Raw genomic sequence first — 18,763 nt, forward strand, 5'->3', positions numbered from 1 at the left:
CTATCCTGAACGCAGGAGGCCCGTTCATGCAGAAATTTGACGAGATGTACGCCATGCTGCCGTTTGACGGCAGCGACGTGCGGGAGCACTACAAGCGCTACGCGCAGTGGTTGAGCAAACAGCCCCCTGACGTGATGCAGGCCCGCAGGGCCGAAGCCGAGATGATCTTCCGGCGCGTGGGCATCACCTTTGCCGTGTACGGTGCCAAGGACGAAGGCGGCGCTGGCAACGAGCGGTTGATTCCGTTCGACCTGATCCCCCGCATCATCCCCGCCCACGAGTGGAGCAGCATGCAGCAGGGGCTGGTGCAGCGGGTCACCGCGCTCAACCGCTTTATCCATGACGTGTACCACGGCCAGGACATCATCCGCGCCGGCATCGTGCCTGCCGACCTCATCCTGAACAACGCGCAGTACCGCCCCGAGATGGCTGGCGTGCATGTGCCCCAAGACATCTACGCGCACATCGCCGGTATCGATATCGTGCGTGCCCCCGATGCCCAGGGCAACGGCGAGTACTACGTGCTGGAAGACAACCTGCGCGTGCCCAGCGGCGTGAGCTACATGCTTGAAAACCGCAAGATGATGATGCGGCTCTTCCCCGAGCTGTTCAGCCTGCACAAGGTGGCGCCCGTGGCGCATTACCCCGACATGCTGCTCGAAACCCTGCGCGCCAGCGCCCCGGCCACGGCCGACGAGCCCACGGTGGTAGTGCTCACGCCCGGCATGCACAACAGCGCGTACTTCGAGCATGCCTTCCTGGCCCAGCAGATGGGTGTGGAGCTGGTCGAAGGGCAGGACCTGGTCGTCAAGGACAAGTTCGTCTACATGCGCACCACGCGCGGCCTGCAGCGGGTGGATGTGATCTACCGCCGCGTGGACGACGACTTCCTCGACCCGCAGGTGTTCCGTCCCAATTCCACATTGGGCTGCTACGGCCTCATGGAGGCCTACCGCGCGGGCAACGTGGGCATCTGCAACGCCGTGGGCACGGGCGTGGCCGACGACAAATCGGTGTACCCCTATGTGCCCGAGATGATCCGCTTCTACCTGGGTGAAGAGCCCATCCTGAAAAACGTGCCCACCTGGATGTGCCGCAAGCCGGACGACCTGCAGCATGTGCTGGCCCACCTCAAGGACCTGGTGGTCAAGGAAGTGCACGGCGCGGGCGGCTACGGCATGCTGATCGGCCCGGCCGCCACGCAGGCCGAGATCGAAGACTTCCGCCGCGCGTTGATCGCCAACCCCTCGGGCTACATCGCGCAACCCACGCTCAGCCTTTCCAGCTGCCCCACGTATGTGGAGAGCGGCATTGCCCCGCGCCACATCGACCTGCGCCCCTTCGTGCTCAGTGGGCGAGAGGTGCAGATGGTGGCAGGTGGGCTCACGCGTGTGGCGCTGCAGGAAGGTTCGTTGGTGGTCAATTCCTCGCAGGGCGGGGGTACCAAGGACACCTGGGTGCTGGGCGAGGGGGCGACCGCTGCGTCATCCAAGGCAGGGCAGTCCCAATCCCAGGGTCAGTCGCAAAGTCAATCGCAAGGGAGCTTCTGAACATGCTGAGCCGTACCGCCGACCATTTGTTCTGGATGTCCCGCTACACCGAGCGGGCGGAGAACACCGCGCGCATGCTCAATGTGAGCTATGAAATGTCCCTGCTGCCCCAGTCCGCTGACGCGGCGCAGGCCGGCTGGGAGGGGCTGCTGTCCATCAGCGAGCTCATCCCTGCCTACACCGCCAAGCATGGCGAGGTCACGCCCGCCAACGTGCTCGAGTTCATGGTGCGCGATGGCAACAACCCATCGTCCATCCTGTCGTGCCTGCGCGCAGCGCGCGAGAACGCACGCGCTGTGCGCGGTGCGCTGACCACCGAGGTGTGGGAGACCCAGAACCAGACCTGGCTGGAGCTGCACCGGCAGCTCCAAGGTGGCGCGTTTGAGCGCGATCCGGGCCAGTTCTTTGAGTGGGTGAAATACCGCTCGCACCTGTCGCGTGGCGTGGTGCTGGGCACCATGCTGCAGGACGAGGCGTTTCACTTCTTGCGCATGGGCACCTTCCTGGAGCGTGCGGACAACACTGCGCGCCTGCTGGATGTGAAGTTCCATGCGGTCAAGAACGACTTTTTTGGCCGGCCCAGCGAGCGCAACCAGGAGAGCGACTTCTACCACTGGAGCGCGATCTTGCGCAGCGTGTCGGCGTTCGAGGTGTACCGCAAGGTGTACCGCGACGTCATCACGCCCGGCCGTGTGGCCGACCTGCTGATCCTGCGCCGCGACATGCCGCGCTCGCTGCACGCTTGCCTGCGCGAGGTGGTGGACAACCTGGCTGTGCTGGCCAACGGCCAGTCCGCCGAAACGAGCCGCAGGGCAGGGCGCTTGCTGGCCGACCTGCAGTACGGTCGCATCGACGAGATCCTGGCCACCGGCCTGCATGCGTTCCTCACGCAGTTTCTGGACCGGGTCAACGACCTCGGGGGGGGGATCAGCCGCGATTTCCTGGTGACGTCCGGCGATTGAAAACCAGCAGGACTGCGCCATGCAAAGCCAGCCCCGCTCCGTAGGGGAGGAGTGGGGCCCAGGGTGATCCCAGCAAGGCCTTTGCCTGCGTGCCGCGCAGCCAGTCGGGCATTGCCACGCCCCAAGGGGCGTGCAGGCTCGCCACCAGAACCCCATAGGCCGTGAGTCCCAGACCCACAAACGCACCCAGAGCGATGCCGTAGGCCACCGGGAGCTTGCGACGACCCGCCATGGCCATGAAGGCGGCACTGAAGAAAATCCCCAGGAACACGGTGGCCAGCCAGGCCACCGGCCACCAACCCGCATCACCCGTTCCAGACCGGGCCACCAGCAGCGCATTGAAGCCACCCACGGTGCACAGCGTCAGCAGGGGTACCAAAAAATTGCGATACCGAGCGCTCAGCTGCGCTGAATACGCCGTCTGGGCTGGTGGTGTCTGGTGTGGGGTGGCGTGCATCGCAGGTCATTCCTGCGCGTTGCGCCGCTGGTCCCGCAGCATGAAGAGGTAGAGGCTTTCGACCTTCTCGCGCGCCCAGGGGGTCTTGCGCAGGAATTTGAGGCTGGAGCCCACGCTGGGGTCGATCTGGAAGCAGCGGATGGGAATCTGCCGCCCCAGTTCATCCCAGCCAAAGTAATCGGCCAGGCCCACAACCATGGCTTCGAGTGTCACGCCGTGCAGGGGATTGCGCGGCTGGGCGGGCTTGTTGGCCGGCGGGGCGGGCGGCGGGGTCTCTGGAGTGCTCATGGCGCCAAGCATACAGACTGGGAACGTGTCCACACTCTGGATGTGGCCCCCGTCGTGTGCCACAGGCGAGAAACCCACTGGCGCCACTGTAAGGCTGAAGCTGCCAAACCACGGTTCCTGTCAACCTCAGAGGGGCGACGCACAGCGGCCCAAAGTGCGGGTCAGGCTTTGCGTTGCAGATGGTCTTCCCGCTGAAAAAGCTCGGCCGCCCAGTCCACAAAGGCGCGCACCTTGGCGCTCAGGTGGCGGTTCGGGGGGTACACCACGTACACGGGCAGCAGGGGCTGGGTCCAGTCGGGCAGCAGTTGCACCAGGGCTCCGCTGTCAAGGTAGCGCTGGGCCTGCCAGCTGGTGATCTGGCCAATGCCCAGGCCCGCCACGATGGAGGTGACGTAGGCATTGGCCTCGTTCACGCTCAGCTGGTAAGGGCCGGTGATGTCGATGGACTCATCCCCCCGGCGAAACTCCAGCGGGTAGTGCCGCCCGCTTTGGGGCGAGAAGTAGATGACGCTGGCGTGTTTCTCCTCGATCTCCAGCGGGTGCGTGGGGGTGCCCTTGCGCTCCAGGTAGGCGGGCGCGGCGGCGGTGATGAACTCCAGGTTGCCAATGCGGCGCGCCACCAGCGACTGGTCGCTCAGCTCGCCCCCCCGGATCACGCAGTCCACGTTGTCGCCGATCAGGTCCACCGTGCGGTCGCTCACGCCCAGGTCCACCTGGATGTCCGGGTAACGGGCATGGAACTCTGCCAGGTGCGGAATGATGAGCAACTGTGCCACCGATGTGCCCACGTCGATGCGCAGCCGCCCGCGCGGGTTGGCGCGCGCGTTGGTCATGCTGGCCTCGATGTCGTCCAGGTCGGTCAGCAGCCGCACCGTGCGGTCGTAGTAGGCTGCGCCGTCGGGCGTCACCGTCACGCGGCGCGTGGTGCGGTTGAGCAGCTTCACGCGCAGCCGCTCCTCCAGCGCCTGCACATGCTTGGTCACCGTGGCTTTGGGCAGGTTCAGCGAATCTGCTGCCCGGGTAAACGTACCGGCCTCCACCACCCGCACGAATATGCGCATGGCCTGAATCTGGTCCATGGCTTCTCCTTGAGTCATCAGCACCCAGATTGGGTGCTGAGGAATTCTCACACGGGCACCTCGGTTTGATTGTTGAGCTTTTGGAAACAGTGCGGTGGTGTTTGACCTGTTTATCAGAAAAGCCCAAGCCACTACATTTCATCCATCGTCAACCGATCCTCCACCTCATCACCTAACTACTGGGTACCTGCCATGCAGCCCGACCACCCGTCCTCGTCCTCTTTGCCCACGCAGCCCGCTGCGGCGCCTGCCAAGGCGTCTGGTGCGGCTTCGTCCGTCTGCACCGATTCCACCATTGAGGTGGCTCAGGGGCAGGACGTGGCCGTGCGCATGTACGGCCGCAAGAAGACCGGCCACACGTCGCCGGTGGTCGTGCACTTCCATGGCGGGGCCTTCATGTCGGGCGACCTGGACAACGGCTGCACGGTGGCCTCGCTGCTGGAGAGCGCCGGGGCGGTGGTGGTGTCGGTCGCGTATCCGCTCACGCCGTTTCCGCAGCCGGTGGACACGGGCTACGGGGTGCTCAAGTGGGTGCACAAGCACCGTACCAAGCTCGGCGGGCAGGGCGCTGCCGTGTACCTGGCGGGCGAAGAAGCCGGTGGCAACCTGGCGGCGGCCGTGGCGCTGATGGCGCGCGACCAGTCGCACCCTCCGCTGGCCGGGCAGATTCTGCTGTCGCCCATGCTGGACCCCTGTGTGGGCACCGCGTCGCTGCGCGAGGCCACGGGGGATTCCACGGGCTGCAAGTGGACCGAGGGCTGGCGCAACTTTCTGCGCTGCCCGCGCGATGCCGAGCACCCCTATGCCGTGCCGGCCGGCGCACAGCGCCTGGCGGGGCTGCCGCCCACGCTGATCCTGGTGGGTGACACCGATCCCATGCACGACGAGGCGCTGGCCTACGCGGCCCGGCTGGAGGCTGCCGGCCTGTCGGTCACCCGCCACGTGTTTTCCAAGAACCCGCAGTGGCCCGATGCCCTGCTGCAGACCGGCCCACACGAATGCCCTTGTGCGGTGGGTGCGCAGGAGCAGTTCCGGCAGTTCTTCGCGGCCACGCGAAGTCCGGTGCCGTCCTGACGGCCCCTGACACCCTTTCATACCCCTGAAAGCTGCTGACCTTCACCTTGGGTGGAGGCAGAGAAATGCGGGCTCGGCGCGAGCCCCCTTCCTTTTTTTACCTTGATTTCCGGCCTGGCGTGCCGGAGGGGAAACGCTTGCCCGGCGTTGTCCGGTCTGCACGTCCTGGAGCCCGCGCTAACCATTCAAACGATACGGAGGAAAGAACACACCATGCATGCACCCCTGATCTCGCTGGCCTGCGGCCGCTGTCACAGCGCACCCGGCCGTACCGTCTTTTGACGATGACCCGCAGGCCGCCCCGGTGTTTGTCGCCGGGGTATTGACCTTTCCACCGTGTCATTGCCGAGACTGCGTTCCGCCCCCTTTGCATTGACCCCTGCCAAGCGCAGCCCACAGGCGCCAGCGCACGGCAGACCCATTTCACAGCGTGCTTCACAAGGGCACACCTACTGATCGAAAGTGACCATGAACTTCCCATCCTTCTCCAAGTTCTCCCAGCGCCGCCCCCTGGGTCTGGCCACCCTTGCCACGGCCGTGACGGCCACCGTGGCGGCTGCCGTTCTGGTGTTCCAGGCACCCGTGGCGCAGGCAGATAGCGCCCCCGCTGCACCGCCCGCCATGCCGGTGTCGGTGGCTGCCGTGCTGCAAAAAGACATCGCCCTGTGGGACGAATTTTCCGGCCGGTTGGAAGCCGTGCAGCGCGTGGATGTGCGCCCCCGCGTCTCGGGCGCGGTGCAGGCCGTGCACTTCCGCGAAGGCTCGCTGGTCAAGCAGGGCGACCTGCTGGTCACGGTGGACCCCGCCCCCTACGCCGCCGAAGTGGACCGCGCCGAAGCCCAGGTGGTGGCCGCGCAGGCCCGCGTGTCGTACACCCGCAGCGAGCTGGAGCGCGCCACGCGCCTGCTCGACGAAAAAGCCATTGCCCAGCGCGAGCATGACGAACGCCTGAACGCCCAGCGCGAGGCCGATGCCAACCTGCGTGCGGCCCAGGCTGCGCTGCAGACCGCGAAGCTGAACCTTTCGTACACCCAGGTGCGTGCCCCCGTGGCGGGCCGTGTGGGTCGCATTGAAGTCACGGTGGGCAACCTCGTGGCGGCCGGTGCGGGCGCCCCGGTGCTGACCACGCTGGTGTCCGTGAGCCCGATCTATGCGAGCTTTGACACCGACGAGCAGATCGTGGTGAAGGCGCTGGCAGACCTGCAAAGCGGCTCCAAGGGCCACAGCGCGCGCCAGCTGATCGAGCGCATCCCTGTGCAGATGGGCACGGGCACCACGGGCGGCACGCCGTACACCGGGCGCCTGCAGCTCATCGACAACCAGGTCGATGCCAAGAGCGGCACCGTGCGCGTGCGCGCCGTGTTCGACAACGAAGACGGCTCGCTTATCCCCGGCCAGTTCGCCCGCATCCGCATGGGCCAGGCCCGCAACACGCAGGCGCTGCTGATCAACGAGCGTGCCGTGGGCACCGACCAGAACAAGAAGTTCGTGATGGTGGTGGGCGAGGGCAACAAGGCCGAGTACCGCGAGGTCACCCTGGGCGCGCCGATTGACGGTCTGCGCGTGGTCACCTCGGGCCTGAAGGCGGGCGAGAACATCGTCGTCAATGGCTTGCAACGCGTGCGCCCCGGTGCCGTGGTCGCGCCCCAGTCTGTGCCCATGACCGCCAAGGCCGAGATTGCGGGTGATCGCAAGGAAGCCAAGAACAACAGCAAGTCGCCCGCCGCCTGAGCGTGCGAACCAGCGACGCAAGGAATTTGCATCCATGAACCTGTCCCGCTTTTTCATCGACCGCCCCATCTTCGCCGGGGTGCTGTCGGTGCTCATCTTCCTCGGGGGGCTCATCGCATTGCGCGGTCTGCCCATCTCCGAATACCCTGAAGTCGCGCCGCCCTCCGTGGTGGTGCGCGCCCAGTACCCCGGCGCCAACCCCAAGGTGATCGCCGAGACCGTGGCCACGCCGCTGGAGGAATCCATCAACGGCGTGGAAGGCATGCTCTACATGGGCAGCCAGGCCACCACGGACGGCGTGATGACGCTGACGGTGACCTTTGCCCTGGGCACCGACCCCGACAAGGCCCAGCAGCTGGTGCAGAACCGCGTCTCGCAGGCCGAGCCGCGCCTGCCCGAGGAAGTGCGCCGCCTGGGCGTCACCACCGTCAAGAGCGCGCCGGACCTGACCATGGTGGTCCACCTGGTCTCGCCCAACAACCGCTACGACATCGACTACCTGCGCAACTACGCGGTGCTCAACGTGAAGGACCGCCTCGCCCGCATCGGCGGCGTGGGCCAGGTGCAGGTCTTCGGCGGTGGCGACTACTCCATGCGTGCATGGCTCGACCCGCAGAAGGTCGCGCAGCGCGGCCTGTCGGCCAGCGACGTGGTGGCCGCCATCCGTGGCCAGAACGTGCAGGCGGCCGCCGGCGTGGTGGGGGCATCGCCCGGCCTGCCCGGCGTGGACCTGCAACTGTCCATCAACGCGCAGGGCCGCCTGCAGACCGAAGAGGAGTTCGGCGACATCATCGTGAAGACCGGTGCCGATGGCGCCGTGACGCGCCTGCGCGACGTCGCCCGCCTGGAACTGGGCGCGGCCGACTACTCGCTGCGCTCGCTGCTCAACAACGATCCGGCCGTGGGCATGGGCGTGTTCCAGGCCCCGGGCTCCAACGCGCTCGACATCTCAGCCAACGTGCGCAAGACCATGGACGAGATCCAGAAGAACATGCCCGAAGGCGTGGAGTACCGCATTGCGTACGACCCCACCCAGTTCGTGCGTGCGTCCATCCAGTCCGTGATCCACACGCTGCTCGAAGCCATCGCCCTCGTGGTGCTGGTGGTGATCCTGTTCCTGCAGACCTGGCGCGCCTCCATCATCCCGCTACTGGCGGTGCCGGTGTCGGTGGTGGGCACGTTCGCGGTGCTGCACCTGCTGGGCTTCTCGATCAACGCGCTCTCGCTGTTCGGCCTGGTGCTGGCCATCGGCATCGTGGTGGACGACGCTATCGTGGTGGTGGAAAACGTGGAGCGCAACATCGAGGCGGGCCTGACCCCGCGCGAGGCCACCTACCGCGCCATGCGTGAAGTGTCCGGCCCCATCATCGCCATCGCGCTGGTGCTGGTGGCGGTGTTCGTGCCGCTGGCCTTCATCAGTGGACTCACGGGCCAGTTCTACCGCCAGTTCGCGGTGACGATCGCGATCTCCACCGTGATCTCAGCCATCAACTCGCTGACGCTGTCGCCGGCGCTGAGCGCGCTGCTGCTCAAGGGCCACGACGAGCCCAAGGACGCGCTCACGCGCGGCATGGACAAGGTGTTTGGCGGCCTGTTCCGTGGCTTCAACCGCCTGTTCCATCGCGGCTCTGAAGCGTATAGCGGTGGCGTCAAGCGCGTCATCGGCCGCAAGGCGCTGATGTTCGTGATCTACCTCGCACTGGTGGGCGCCACCGTGGGCCTGTTCAAGATCGTGCCCGGCGGCTTCGTGCCCGCGCAGGACAAGCAGTACCTGATCGGCTTTGCCCAGCTGCCCGACGGCGCTACGCTGGACCGCACCGATAACGTGATCCGTCGCATGGGCGAGATCATGAAGGAGAACCCGAACGTCGAAGACGCGATCGCCTTCCCCGGCCTGTCTATCAACGGCTTCACCAACAGCTCCAACTCCGGCATCGTGTTCGCCACGCTCAAGCCCTTTGCCGAGCGCACCCGCGCCGACCAGAGCGGCGGCGCCGTGGCAGGCCAGCTGAACCAGGCCTTCGGCAGCATCCAGGATGCGTTCATCGCCATGTTCCCGCCACCCCCAGTGGCGGGCCTGGGCACCACGGGCGGCTTCAAGCTGCAGATCGAAGACCGCGCCTCGCTGGGCTACGAAGCCATGGACAACGCCGTGAAAGCCTTCATGGGCAAGGCCTACCAGACGCCCGAACTGGCGGGCTTGTTCACGAGCTGGCAGGTCAACGTGCCGCAGCTGTACGCCAACATCGACCGCACCAAGGCGCGCCAGCTGGGTGTGCCTGTGACCGATATCTTCGACACGCTGCAGATCTACCTGGGCAGCCTGTACGCCAACGACTTCAACCAGTTTGGCCGCACCTACAGCGTGCGCGTGCAGGCCGATGCAGCCTACCGGGCGCGGGCGGAAGATGTGGGCCTGCTCAAGGTGCGCTCTGCCACCGGCGAGATGGTGCCCCTGTCGGCCCTGATGAAGATGGAGCCGAGCTTCGGCCCCGAGCGCGCCATGCGCTACAACGGGTATCTCGCGGCCGACGTGAACGGCGGCCCCGCGCCCGGCTATTCATCGGGCCAGGCCCAGGCGGCCATCGAACGCATCGCCAAGGAGACGCTGCCCCAGGGCATCACCTTCGAGTGGACCGAGCTGACCTACCAGGAGATCCTGGCCGGCAACTCTGCCGTGCTGGTGTTCCCGCTGGCCATCCTGCTGGTGTTCCTGGTTCTGGCCGCGCAGTACGAAAGCCTGACGCTGCCCATCGCCATCATCCTGATCGTGCCCATGGGCATCCTGGCCGCGATGACCGGGGTGTGGCTCACCAAGGGTGACAACAACGTGTTCACGCAGATCGGGCTCATCGTGCTGGTGGGGCTGTCGGCCAAGAACGCCATCCTGATCGTGGAGTTTGCGCGCGAGCTGGAGTTTGCCGGGCGCACCCCTGTGCAGGCCGCCATCGAGGCCAGCCGCCTGCGTCTGCGCCCCATCCTGATGACCTCGCTGGCGTTTGTGATGGGCGTTTTGCCCCTGGTGCTGTCCACCGGCGCGGGCGCCGAAATGCGCAGCGCCATGGGTGTGGCGGTGTTCGCCGGGATGATTGGGGTGACGGCCTTTGGCCTGTTCCTCACGCCCGTGTTCTATGTGCTGCTGCGCAAGCTGGCTGGCAACCGCCCTCTGGTGGAGCATGGCGCGCATGTGGCGCCCATCTCGCACAACCAGGGCACCGGTGGCACCGCCCACCCTGTGCTGGCCGCGCCGCGCAAGGAGCACGAGTGATGCTTCTGACCACGGTGACAACAAACATCTTTGTAGCCCCCGCCAAGCACTCCGCGCTGCCGAATGCAGCGGGTGCAGCGGCTGGGGCAGGAGAACAACTATGACCGATTTGCTTTTGACAAAGAACTCCACCGACGGAGCCCTCGCAGTGCGCAAGCGCAGCCTGCTGGCGCCCCTGGCCGCCGCCCTGGTGCTGGCCGGTTGCATGACCCAGCCCGTGGCCCCCGCGCCGCATGCGGGGGTGCCCGTGCCCGCCAGCTTCACGGCAGGGGGCGACGCGCTGCCCACGGCCCCCTGGACGGTGGCCGCTCCCGCCGAGGCGCAGCCGCGCGGCGAGTGGTGGCTGGGCTTTCAAGACCCGGTGCTGGCCGACCTGGTGCAGCGTGCGGGCCAAGCCAACACCAGCATCCAGCAGGCCGCAGCACGATTGGCCGAGGCGCGCACGCTGCTGCGCTCTGCCGACGCCGCACGCTCGGTGCAAGTGGGCGCATCGGCGGGAGTGACGCGCCAGGCAGGCGCTGCCACCACCGGTAGCGCAGCGCCCGCCACGCTGGGCACGGGGGGGCTCAACGCCTCGTACGAACTGGACCTGTTTGGCCGCCTGTCGCAGACCAGTGACGCCGCACGGCTGGACGCCGACGCGCGCGAAGCCCTGCTGCAAAGCACGCGCCTGATGGTGCAGGCCGATGTGGCGCAAACATACCTGCAGCTGCGCGCCGTGCAGGCCGAGCAGGTGCTGGTGCAAGAGAACCTGGCCGCTTACCAGGACACCCTGCGCCTGACGCAGCGCCGCCTGCAAGCGGGCGACGTGGCTGAGCTGGACGTAGCCCGTGTTCAGACCGAGGTAGCCGCTACCGAGTCCGACGCGCTGGCCTTGCAGCGCCAGCAGGCCCTGCTCACCAATGCGCTCGCTTTGCTGGCGGGCGAGGTGGCCAGCGGCTTTGTGCTGCCGCCCGCGACGGGCGATGCTGCGTTGCCGGTGATTCCCCCCGGTGTGCCCGGAACGGTGCTGGCGCGCCGACCCGATGTGTCTGCCGCACAAACTTCCGTGCTGGCCGCGCAAGCGCGCGTGGGCGTGGCGCAGAAGGCGTGGTTCCCGGCCGTCACGCTCACCGGCAATGCGGGGCATGCGTCGCCCGAGCTGGGCGATCTGTTCAAGTGGTCCGCGCGTGCCTGGGGCGTGAGTGCGCTGCTGTCGCTGCCGATCTTTGACGGCGGCCAGCGCGATGCGCAGATCGAGGGCGCGAAGGCGCGCCTGGAGGCTGCGCTGGCAGACCACCGGGGGCAGGTGCTCAACGCGTTTCGTGACGTGGAGGATCAGCTGACCTCGCTGCGTCTGTTGTCCGGCCAGGCCGAGGCGCAGGGGCGGGCGGTGACGGCCGCGCGGCGGGCGACGCAGTTGTCGGATGTGCGGTATCGCAATGGGCTGGTGAGCCAGCTGGAGTTGTTGGACGCGCGGCGCAGCGAGTTGCGCAATCGGCGGCAGGCGTTGCAGGTGCGGACGGCGCAGTATGTGGCGACGGTGGGGTTGATTCGGGCGCTTGGGGGAGGGTGGGGGGATCAGCCTGCGGTGAAGATGGCTGCTGTGTCGCAGTAGTTTTTTCGCGAATTTGGCTGCTTGCGCTAGCGGGATATGCGCTGGTAGCTATTGATTTTGTAGTGTTTGGTTGCGTGCTCTGGTTGGGGGGCGTGCCTTTGTTAAGGGCGGAGGCCGGGAGTCGCCCCGGCGGGCGAGGTACTTTTCTTTGCTTCGCCAAAGAAAAGTACCCAAAAGAAAGGCGACCCCCAGTCTGCGACCCCTTCGCGGTGCGAAGGGGCAAACCTGCGTCGGGGCGGTTGCAGGGTGCGCCGCAGAACTCACTGCGCGCCTGCGGCGCTCCGTTCAAACAACTGCGGCGAGTCAGTTCACGAGGCATGGGCGCTCCGACGCCCATGCTCACCCCGCAACCGCCCCGCCGCAGGCGCAGCCAGCAGGGGTGGGACAGCCGAACAGCCGAACAGCCAACATCCATTCGGGCCATCGCTGCGCTCGGCTTCGTCTTGCGGGCGCAAGCGCCGCGCGCTTGGCAAACTGGGCCGAGCGAAGCAAAGGCCCGTGTGGCTGTTCTGCTTCCTTTGCCCCTCTGGATGCGCCGAGGAGCGCAGGGTTTGGCGGATCAGGGCTCGCGATTGTCTGAGCGCAGCGAGCTCGAGCGAGACCCCGCCAAACCCGAGCACCGCAGGTTGCCCCGTAGCGAAGCGCAGGGGACGCAGACAGTGGGGTCGCCCTTTCTTTGGTTCCTTTCTTTCGGCGACGCGAAAGAAAGGGACTCGCACGCCGGGCGACTCCCGGCCTCCGCCCTCAATCCAGGCATGCGGCCAACTCAGCACCCACAAGAAAGCACTACAAAATCAATAGCTACCAGCGCATATCCCACTAGCGCCTGCGGCCCAAAAGGCTCAAAAAGCAGCAAATCACCCCTTCAACCACCCCCTCAACCTCCCCACCCCTTCCTCCAATCTCCCCACATCCCGGCTCGCAAAACACCACCGCAACCACCCCGACGCCTCGCCCCCAAACGCACTGCCCGGCGCCAACCCCAACCCCGCCTCCCGCACCAGCCGCTTGGCCAGCGTCAGGCAATCGTCATGCCCGTCGATGCGGAAAAACGCATACATCCCCCCACGCGGCGTGGCTACGGACACCCCCGGCACATCGGCCAGCAGCGGCACCAGCGTGTCCCGGCAGGTCTTCAGATGCGCCACCAGCGCAGGCGTCACCTCATCCGTGCGCTGTAGCGCCACCGTCGCCCCGCGCTGCACAAACACCGGCGCACACGAGGTGTTGAACTCGATCAGCTTGCCGACGGCATGCGTCAGCGACGGCGGCAGCACCAGCCACCCAAGGCGCCAGCCGGTCATCAAAAAACTCTTGGAAAAGCTGTGCGTCACGATCAGCCGGTCCTCGGGCTCAGCCACGTCCAGAAAGCTGGGTGCCGCGCCGTTGGCCGTGTCACCCGCGTAGTACAGCCGCTCATACACCTCGTCCGCCAAAATCCAGGTACCCGTGCGGCGGCAGTGCGCCAGGATGGTGGCTTGTTCCTCGCGCGTCAGCGTCCAGCCTGTGGGGTTGTTAGGCGCGTTCACCACCAGCAGGCGCGTGCCGGGCGTGATGGCGGCCAGTAGCGCGTCCATGTCCAGGCGCCAAGCGCCCTGTGCGTTGGCCACCAGCGGCACGGTGCGCACCTGCGCGCCCAGAATGCGCGGCTGCGCCACCAGGTTGGGCCACACGGGCGTGACTAGCACCACTTCGTCGCCTGCGTCCACCAGTGCCTGCACGGCCACCATCAGCCCGTTCACGCCGCCCGATGTGACGGCGATGCGGTCAAACCATGCATCGGTGTGTTGCTGGGGGTGCAGGCCGTGCATGTAGCCCGCAATCGCGTGGCGCAGCTCGGGCAGGCCCAGGTTGTGGGCGTAAAAAGTCTCGCCCTTTTGCAGCGAAGCAATAGCCGCCTCGCGGATGAAATCGGGCGTCACCTCGTCGCTCTCGCCAAACCAGAACTTCAGCACATCGCTGCGCCCCAGGCCTTCGTTGGCCACTTCGCGGATGCGCGACTCTTCGAGGCTTTGGACTACTTCTCGCATGCAATCTCCTTGAAATACACAGCCATCATCGCAGGCGTATAGTCGTTTTTTTGATTTTTTCACCACATTGGCTGACCAACCAACGCTCATGACCTATCCCAACACCCAGCTCTTCATCGCAGGCCAGTGGCAAGACGCCGCCGAAGGCAAGACCCTTGCCGTGTTCAACCCCTCCACGGGCAAAGAAATTGGCCGTGTGGCCCACGCCACCAAAGTGGACCTGGACCGTGCGCTGGACGCCGCACAAAAGGGCTTTGAAGCCTGGCGCGACATGCCCGCCGCCGAGCGCGCCAAGACCATGCGCCGCGCTGCCGCCCTGATGCGCGAGCGCGCCGAATCCATAGCCGCCATCATGGTGCAAGAGCAGGGCAAGCCCCTGGCAGAGGCCAAGGTCGAGACCATGGCATCGGCCGACATCATCGAATGGTTTGCCGACGAGTCGCTGCGTGTGTACGGCCGCATCGTGCCGTCTCGCAACCTCAAGGCCACGCAGATGGTGCTGAAGGACCCCGTGGGCCCCGTGGCGGCCTTCACGCCGTGGAACTTTCCCATCAACCAGGTGGTGCGCAAGCTCGCCGCCGCGCTCGGGGCGGGCTGCTCCATCCTGGTCAAGGCACCTGAAGAAACCCCGGCCAGCCCCGCCGAGCTGATCCGCGCGTTTGCCGATGCGGGCGTGCCTGCAGGCACCGTGGGCCTGGTCTATGGCGACCCGGCGGAAATCTCCAACTACCTGATTCCGCACCCCATCATCCGCAAGGTCACGTTCACGGGCTCTACACCCGTGGGCAAGCAGCTGGCCGCGCTGGCGGGCAAGCACATGAAGCGCGTGACGATGGAACTGGGCGGCCACGCACCGGTCATCGTCGCGGAAGATGCCGACCTGGAACTGGCCATCAAGATCGGCAGCGGCGCCAAGTTCCGCAATGCGGGCCAGGTCTGCATCTCGCCCACGCGCTACCTGGTGCATGAAAGCATCCGTGCCGACTTTGCGGCCGCGTTTGCCAAGTACGCTCAGGGCCTGAAGGTGGGTGACGGCCTCACGGCTGGCACGCAGATGGGGCCGCTGGCCAACCCGCGCCGCATCACCGCCATGGCCGACTTGCTGGCCGACGCGGTGCAGCAGGGCGCCAAGGTGCTTACAGGTGGCGAGCGCATCGGCAACGAAGGCAACTTCTTCCAGCCCACCGTTCTGAACGACGTGCCCCTGTCGGCCCGCATCGTGAACGAAGAGCCCTTTGGCCCCGTGGCGGCGATTCGCGGGTTTGAGAAGATTGAAGACGCCATTGCCGAAGCCAACCGCCTGCCGTTTGGTCTGGCGGGCTATGCGTTCACCTCGTCGCTGAAAAACGCGCACCTTCTGGCCCAGCGCCTGGAAGTGGGCATGCTCTGGATCAACCAGGCCGCAGCCCCTGCGGCCGAGCTGCCCTTTGGCGGCCTGAAGGATTCGGGCTACGGCTCCGAGGGTGGCCCCGAGGCCATCGAGGCGCATATGAACACGCGCCTGGTGTCGATCATGAACGTGTGAGTGTGACCATCGCGCTTTCTGGACAGGTTCTGAGCGCGTTAGTCACAGGCCCCCGGTGCCATGGGCACCGGGGGCCTTTTTGCTTTTTGAAGACTGCACGAGGCGGCACAATGGCGTGGCGTTGAAGATCTGCGGCCACCACAGGTGGCAGTTACCCAGCGTCACCCCCCCCCAATTCAGGAGTGCCCCGCTCATGCTGCCCCGGCAATGCCTTGCCCTCATCGTTGCGCTGGCCTGCGTGCCACTCGCCTGGGCGGGCGAGGAGAAGGAGAGCTCCAGCCAGCGTCCCGGGCTGTTCTTTGCCTGGCTGTCGCCCGACGATGGCCCGGTGTGGGCGCACTTTGAGAACCCCGCAAACTTGCAGCAACTGGTGCGGCACTGCCATACCAGTGCCCCAGTGTTTGCGCTGCAGGCAGGCACCCGCTACCAGTGCAAGGCGGAGCTGCCGCAGAAGTCTGCCGGCCAGGAAGAACCCTACGCTGCAGGCATGACCGTGCAAGGGCCCGTGCCGCAATCAGACACCCGGCAGTACCGGCTCTTCGCCCTCACGCCGCCGCGCACGCCCCAGTGGCTGGTTGCAAAACCAGACGCCGAGCAGCTGGGCGCGCTGCAGTCGTTCGTGCAGTCGGACGACCGCCGGTTTGGCGCGCTGCGCCGCCAGCTCCAATGGGGTGCGGCACGCACGGTTCAGCAGACCGAGGGCGCACGCACCACCGTGGTGGTGCCTGGCAGGGTGGTGCGCGACCCTGACGCTTTTTACGGAGCCCAGCGGCACCATGTTTTTGTGCGTGGCAGTAGCGGCTATGCCTACATGGGCGAGGTGCCCGGCAAGCCCGACAGCTACGTGGACATCGACGGCAACGATCTGCCGGGCCTTGTGGTGTCGGAGGGGTGTGACGGCTGGTGCGTTTCGCTCTGGGGCCTGACGGGCGGGCTGCGGCAGGTGGCGACGTTCGGCGGGCACTGACGTACCGCTGGGCACTGCGGGCCTGCCCCTCAGCGCTGTTTCACCGGGTCGTACACGCAGCGAAAGCCGATGTACACCGCATAGAAGTCTGCAGGCTTCCAGGCCTCGACATCCGCGTGCATTTGCGACGCGGGATACCACCAGGACCCGCCCATCGTGCGCCGCTCTTCGCCACGCGCATCGGCCGCCCATTCCCACACATTGGCGCCCATGTCGTGCAGGCCGTTCACCCCGGCCGCTGTGGCATTGACGGGCGCGGCGCGGGCCCAGTGGTCGGGGTCGCTGGTGTTGGCGCCCTGCGGGCTCTGGCCCGTTGTCCAGGGGTAGGTGGTGCCACGCGCCCAGGGGGCGGGCGGTTGGCTGCGCAGCTCGGTAAAGCCGGCGGTGCGCCACTCGTCGGCGGTGGGCAGGCGGCCGCCTGCCCATTGGCAGTAGGCCTGGGCCTCGGCGTGGGTGAGGTGCACGGCGGGCAACTGGTCGGTGTCGGGCGGTGAGCCGTCGGGGCGCTGCCAGGTCCAGCCGGCGCGGCGCTGCCAGCCGCCCATGTATTCAAAACCGCCGCCTTCGCGCTCGGCACGGGTGGCGGTGCCGGTGGCTCGCGCGTAGCGCGCAAACTGGGCGATGGTGACTTCGGTCTTGTCGATGCGCAGGCCGCGCAGGTCGTCCAGCACCACGGGTGCTGGGGTCTGGGCAGATGCGGCCAGGGACCAGATCGCCAGGGTGGCGATGGCTGCGTGGCGCGGTGTTGGCATGGTCCTGTGTTTCCCGTTTCAAGGCCAGGCAGCCATTGCCCGGCCAGTGTGGCGCAGAGTATCTGCCGCTACAAAAGCCTGTGGGCGGGCTGGGTTTGCCGTGGCTGAACGACCCTGTGGGGGCGCCGGGTTGGGTGGTCGGCGCTGCGCCCGCCCAAGGGCTGTGTGCCTTTTCCAGCCGGTAGCAGGCATAAAAAACCCCGCACTCCCCAGAAAAGGAGTGCGGGGTAATTGGCTGTGTGTCTGCCCTCCCACCAGTCAGGGCAGCAGCGTGTGGGGCGCTATCAGAAGTTGTGGCGCACGCCCACGGCGAAGGAGCTGAAGTCGTTACCCGGAGCCGACACGCCGTAGGTGGCTGCCTGGCTGTTGTTGATGCGGGTGTAGTACGTGTAGATCTTGGTGCGCTTGCTCAGGTTGTAGTTGTAGCCCAGCGTGTATTGGGTAGCGGCGCTATCGGCCACGTTGGAGTACTTGCCGGCACGGCCCACGTTCACGTGGAACTCGGACACGCCCATGATGTAGGCGGCCGACAGGCGCAGGTTGGTGCGGTTGCCGCCGTTGGCGATGAATACGTTCTTGTCGCGTTGCACGTAGGCGCCCATCACGAAGGGGCCTGTGGAGTACGAAGCGCGCACGGCGAACTGGTTCTGGTCGCCCAGCTTGGAGTAACCAGCGCCCAGGCCCAGCTTGCCGATTTCGTAGTTGGCAGCCAGGTCCATGCTGTTCTTGCCGCCAGTGCCGCTGGGCTGCTCGTGCTGGGCCCAGCCGGCTTCGAACGTTGCGCCGCCCAGGCTGGGGGTGCGGTAAGCGATCTTGTTCACGTCACGGGCGGGGTAGGCGTACAGAGCGTCAGCCGACGAGCCGGTGTCGTGGTTGTGGTTGCTGATGAAGTCGGCCGTTGCGTAGTACGACTCGGACGTGAAGTTGCCCAGACGCACCATGCCGAAGCCGCCGGACAGGTTCACTTCGCTTTGGCGGGCAAAAATGCCGCGCGAGTCGGAAGCGCCGGAGCTGGAGTCAAAGCCGCTTTCCAGCTGGAAACCCGCCATCAGGCCGCCGCCCAGGTCTTCCTGGCCCTTGAAGCCGAAGCGCGAGGAGTTGTTGAACAGGCCGGTCTTGGAGACATCGCCATCTTTTTGGTGTTCGAAGCTGGTGTTGACCCGGCCGTACAGGGTGACGCTGCTCTGTGCAAAGGCTGCAGACGTTCCCACCAGGGCCAGCGCGGCGAGGGCGCAGCGGTTCAATGTTTTCATTCGCGAGTTCCTTAAATCAAATTTTGTTTGATGACAAATAATCACCGGCCAAAAACGCACAGGGGTGATGCCTTTGGGCCGCCGCTACAAGCAAGTTTGATGCCTGTGGTGATGTGATCGTTGCACTTTGCAACGGAGGGGGATGCTACTGGCCGCCGTGATTGGCCGCCAGCGGGGTAAACACCTTTTTGTCATCCAAATGTCGTTGCGGCGCAACATGGTTCTGGTAA

Annotated in this window: 14 protein-coding genes; 8 read left to right on the forward strand and 6 right to left on the reverse strand. The window is 66.2% G+C overall.

Translation table 11 applies throughout. From position 1 onward, the window contains the following. The first annotated feature begins 26 nt into the window (after nucleotides 1-26). Nucleotides 27-1,550, forward strand: a complete 1,524-nt coding sequence (locus tag C8C99_RS22440) for a circularly permuted type 2 ATP-grasp protein (RefSeq protein ID WP_108626924.1) — start codon at nucleotides 27-29, stop codon at nucleotides 1,548-1,550. Nucleotides 1,551-1,552: 2 nt separating this feature from the next. Further along, complete coding sequence (locus tag C8C99_RS22445; RefSeq protein ID WP_056639955.1) at nucleotides 1,553-2,512, forward strand: alpha-E domain-containing protein; 960 nt, start codon at nucleotides 1,553-1,555, stop codon at nucleotides 2,510-2,512. On the opposite strand, the gene C8C99_RS22450 is transcribed toward C8C99_RS22445, so the two are convergent. From C8C99_RS22450 to C8C99_RS22460, 3 genes are all read right to left on the reverse strand, one after another. After that, nucleotides 2,478-2,969: a hypothetical protein gene (locus C8C99_RS22450; RefSeq protein ID WP_108626925.1), complete on the reverse strand. Its 492-nt coding sequence runs from the start codon at nucleotides 2,967-2,969 to the stop codon at nucleotides 2,478-2,480. The genes C8C99_RS22445 and C8C99_RS22450 overlap by 35 nt on opposite strands. Before the next feature lie 6 nt (nucleotides 2,970-2,975). Continuing rightward, nucleotides 2,976-3,257, reverse strand: a complete 282-nt coding sequence (locus tag C8C99_RS22455; protein WP_015013353.1) for a VF530 family DNA-binding protein — start codon at nucleotides 3,255-3,257, stop codon at nucleotides 2,976-2,978. A 161-nt stretch (nucleotides 3,258-3,418) separates the two neighbouring features. Further along, a complete protein-coding gene (locus tag C8C99_RS22460; protein ID WP_056639950.1) occupies nucleotides 3,419-4,336 on the reverse strand; it encodes a LysR family transcriptional regulator in 918 nt (305 codons plus the stop codon). A gap of 192 nt (nucleotides 4,337-4,528) precedes the next feature. Between C8C99_RS22460 and C8C99_RS22465 the strand changes: the two genes are divergently transcribed. The 4 genes from C8C99_RS22465 (at nucleotide 4,529) to C8C99_RS22480 (ending at nucleotide 12,006) form a co-directional block, all read left to right on the forward strand. Continuing rightward, entirely contained in the window at nucleotides 4,529-5,410 is an 882-nt protein-coding gene (locus C8C99_RS22465; protein ID WP_056639947.1) for an alpha/beta hydrolase, read from the forward strand. A 468-nt stretch (nucleotides 5,411-5,878) separates the two neighbouring features. Then, nucleotides 5,879-7,141, forward strand: coding sequence for an efflux RND transporter periplasmic adaptor subunit (locus tag C8C99_RS22470; RefSeq protein WP_108626926.1), 1,263 nt, complete (start codon nucleotides 5,879-5,881; stop codon nucleotides 7,139-7,141). A 34-nt stretch (nucleotides 7,142-7,175) separates the two neighbouring features. Next, nucleotides 7,176-10,409, forward strand: coding sequence for an efflux RND transporter permease subunit (locus tag C8C99_RS22475; protein WP_108626927.1), 3,234 nt, complete (start codon nucleotides 7,176-7,178; stop codon nucleotides 10,407-10,409). Between the two features lie 100 nt (nucleotides 10,410-10,509). Continuing rightward, the gene (locus C8C99_RS22480; protein WP_108626928.1) at nucleotides 10,510-12,006 is read left to right on the forward strand and encodes an efflux transporter outer membrane subunit; all 1,497 of its coding nucleotides are present in this window, start codon (nucleotides 10,510-10,512) and stop codon (nucleotides 12,004-12,006) included. Between the two features lie 857 nt (nucleotides 12,007-12,863). Here C8C99_RS22480 and C8C99_RS22490 read toward each other — a convergent pair. Then, nucleotides 12,864-14,036: a pyridoxal phosphate-dependent aminotransferase gene (locus C8C99_RS22490; RefSeq protein ID WP_108626930.1), complete on the reverse strand. Its 1,173-nt coding sequence runs from the start codon at nucleotides 14,034-14,036 to the stop codon at nucleotides 12,864-12,866. Between the two features lie 88 nt (nucleotides 14,037-14,124). Here C8C99_RS22490 and C8C99_RS22495 point away from each other — a divergent pair, with 88 nt between their 5' ends. Together C8C99_RS22495 and C8C99_RS22500 are read left to right on the forward strand one after the other, a co-directional pair. After that, nucleotides 14,125-15,561, forward strand: coding sequence for an NAD-dependent succinate-semialdehyde dehydrogenase (locus C8C99_RS22495; protein WP_108626931.1), 1,437 nt, complete (start codon nucleotides 14,125-14,127; stop codon nucleotides 15,559-15,561). 193 nt (nucleotides 15,562-15,754) lie between these two features. Beyond that, the gene (locus C8C99_RS22500) at nucleotides 15,755-16,528 is read left to right on the forward strand and encodes a hypothetical protein (protein WP_108626932.1); all 774 of its coding nucleotides are present in this window, start codon (nucleotides 15,755-15,757) and stop codon (nucleotides 16,526-16,528) included. Between the two features lie 29 nt (nucleotides 16,529-16,557). On the opposite strand, the gene C8C99_RS22505 is transcribed toward C8C99_RS22500, so the two are convergent. Together C8C99_RS22505 and C8C99_RS22510 are read right to left on the reverse strand one after the other, a co-directional pair. Further along, complete coding sequence (locus C8C99_RS22505) at nucleotides 16,558-17,280, reverse strand: SUMF1/EgtB/PvdO family nonheme iron enzyme (protein WP_108626933.1); 723 nt, start codon at nucleotides 17,278-17,280, stop codon at nucleotides 16,558-16,560. A gap of 284 nt (nucleotides 17,281-17,564) precedes the next feature. Beyond that, entirely contained in the window at nucleotides 17,565-18,533 is a 969-nt protein-coding gene (locus tag C8C99_RS22510) for a porin (RefSeq protein ID WP_056639924.1), read from the reverse strand. Nucleotides 18,534-18,763 lie beyond the last annotated feature (230 nt).

The organism is Acidovorax sp. 107, assembly GCF_003058055.1.
In the GTDB taxonomy this organism is placed as follows: domain Bacteria; phylum Pseudomonadota; class Gammaproteobacteria; order Burkholderiales; family Burkholderiaceae_C; genus Acidovorax.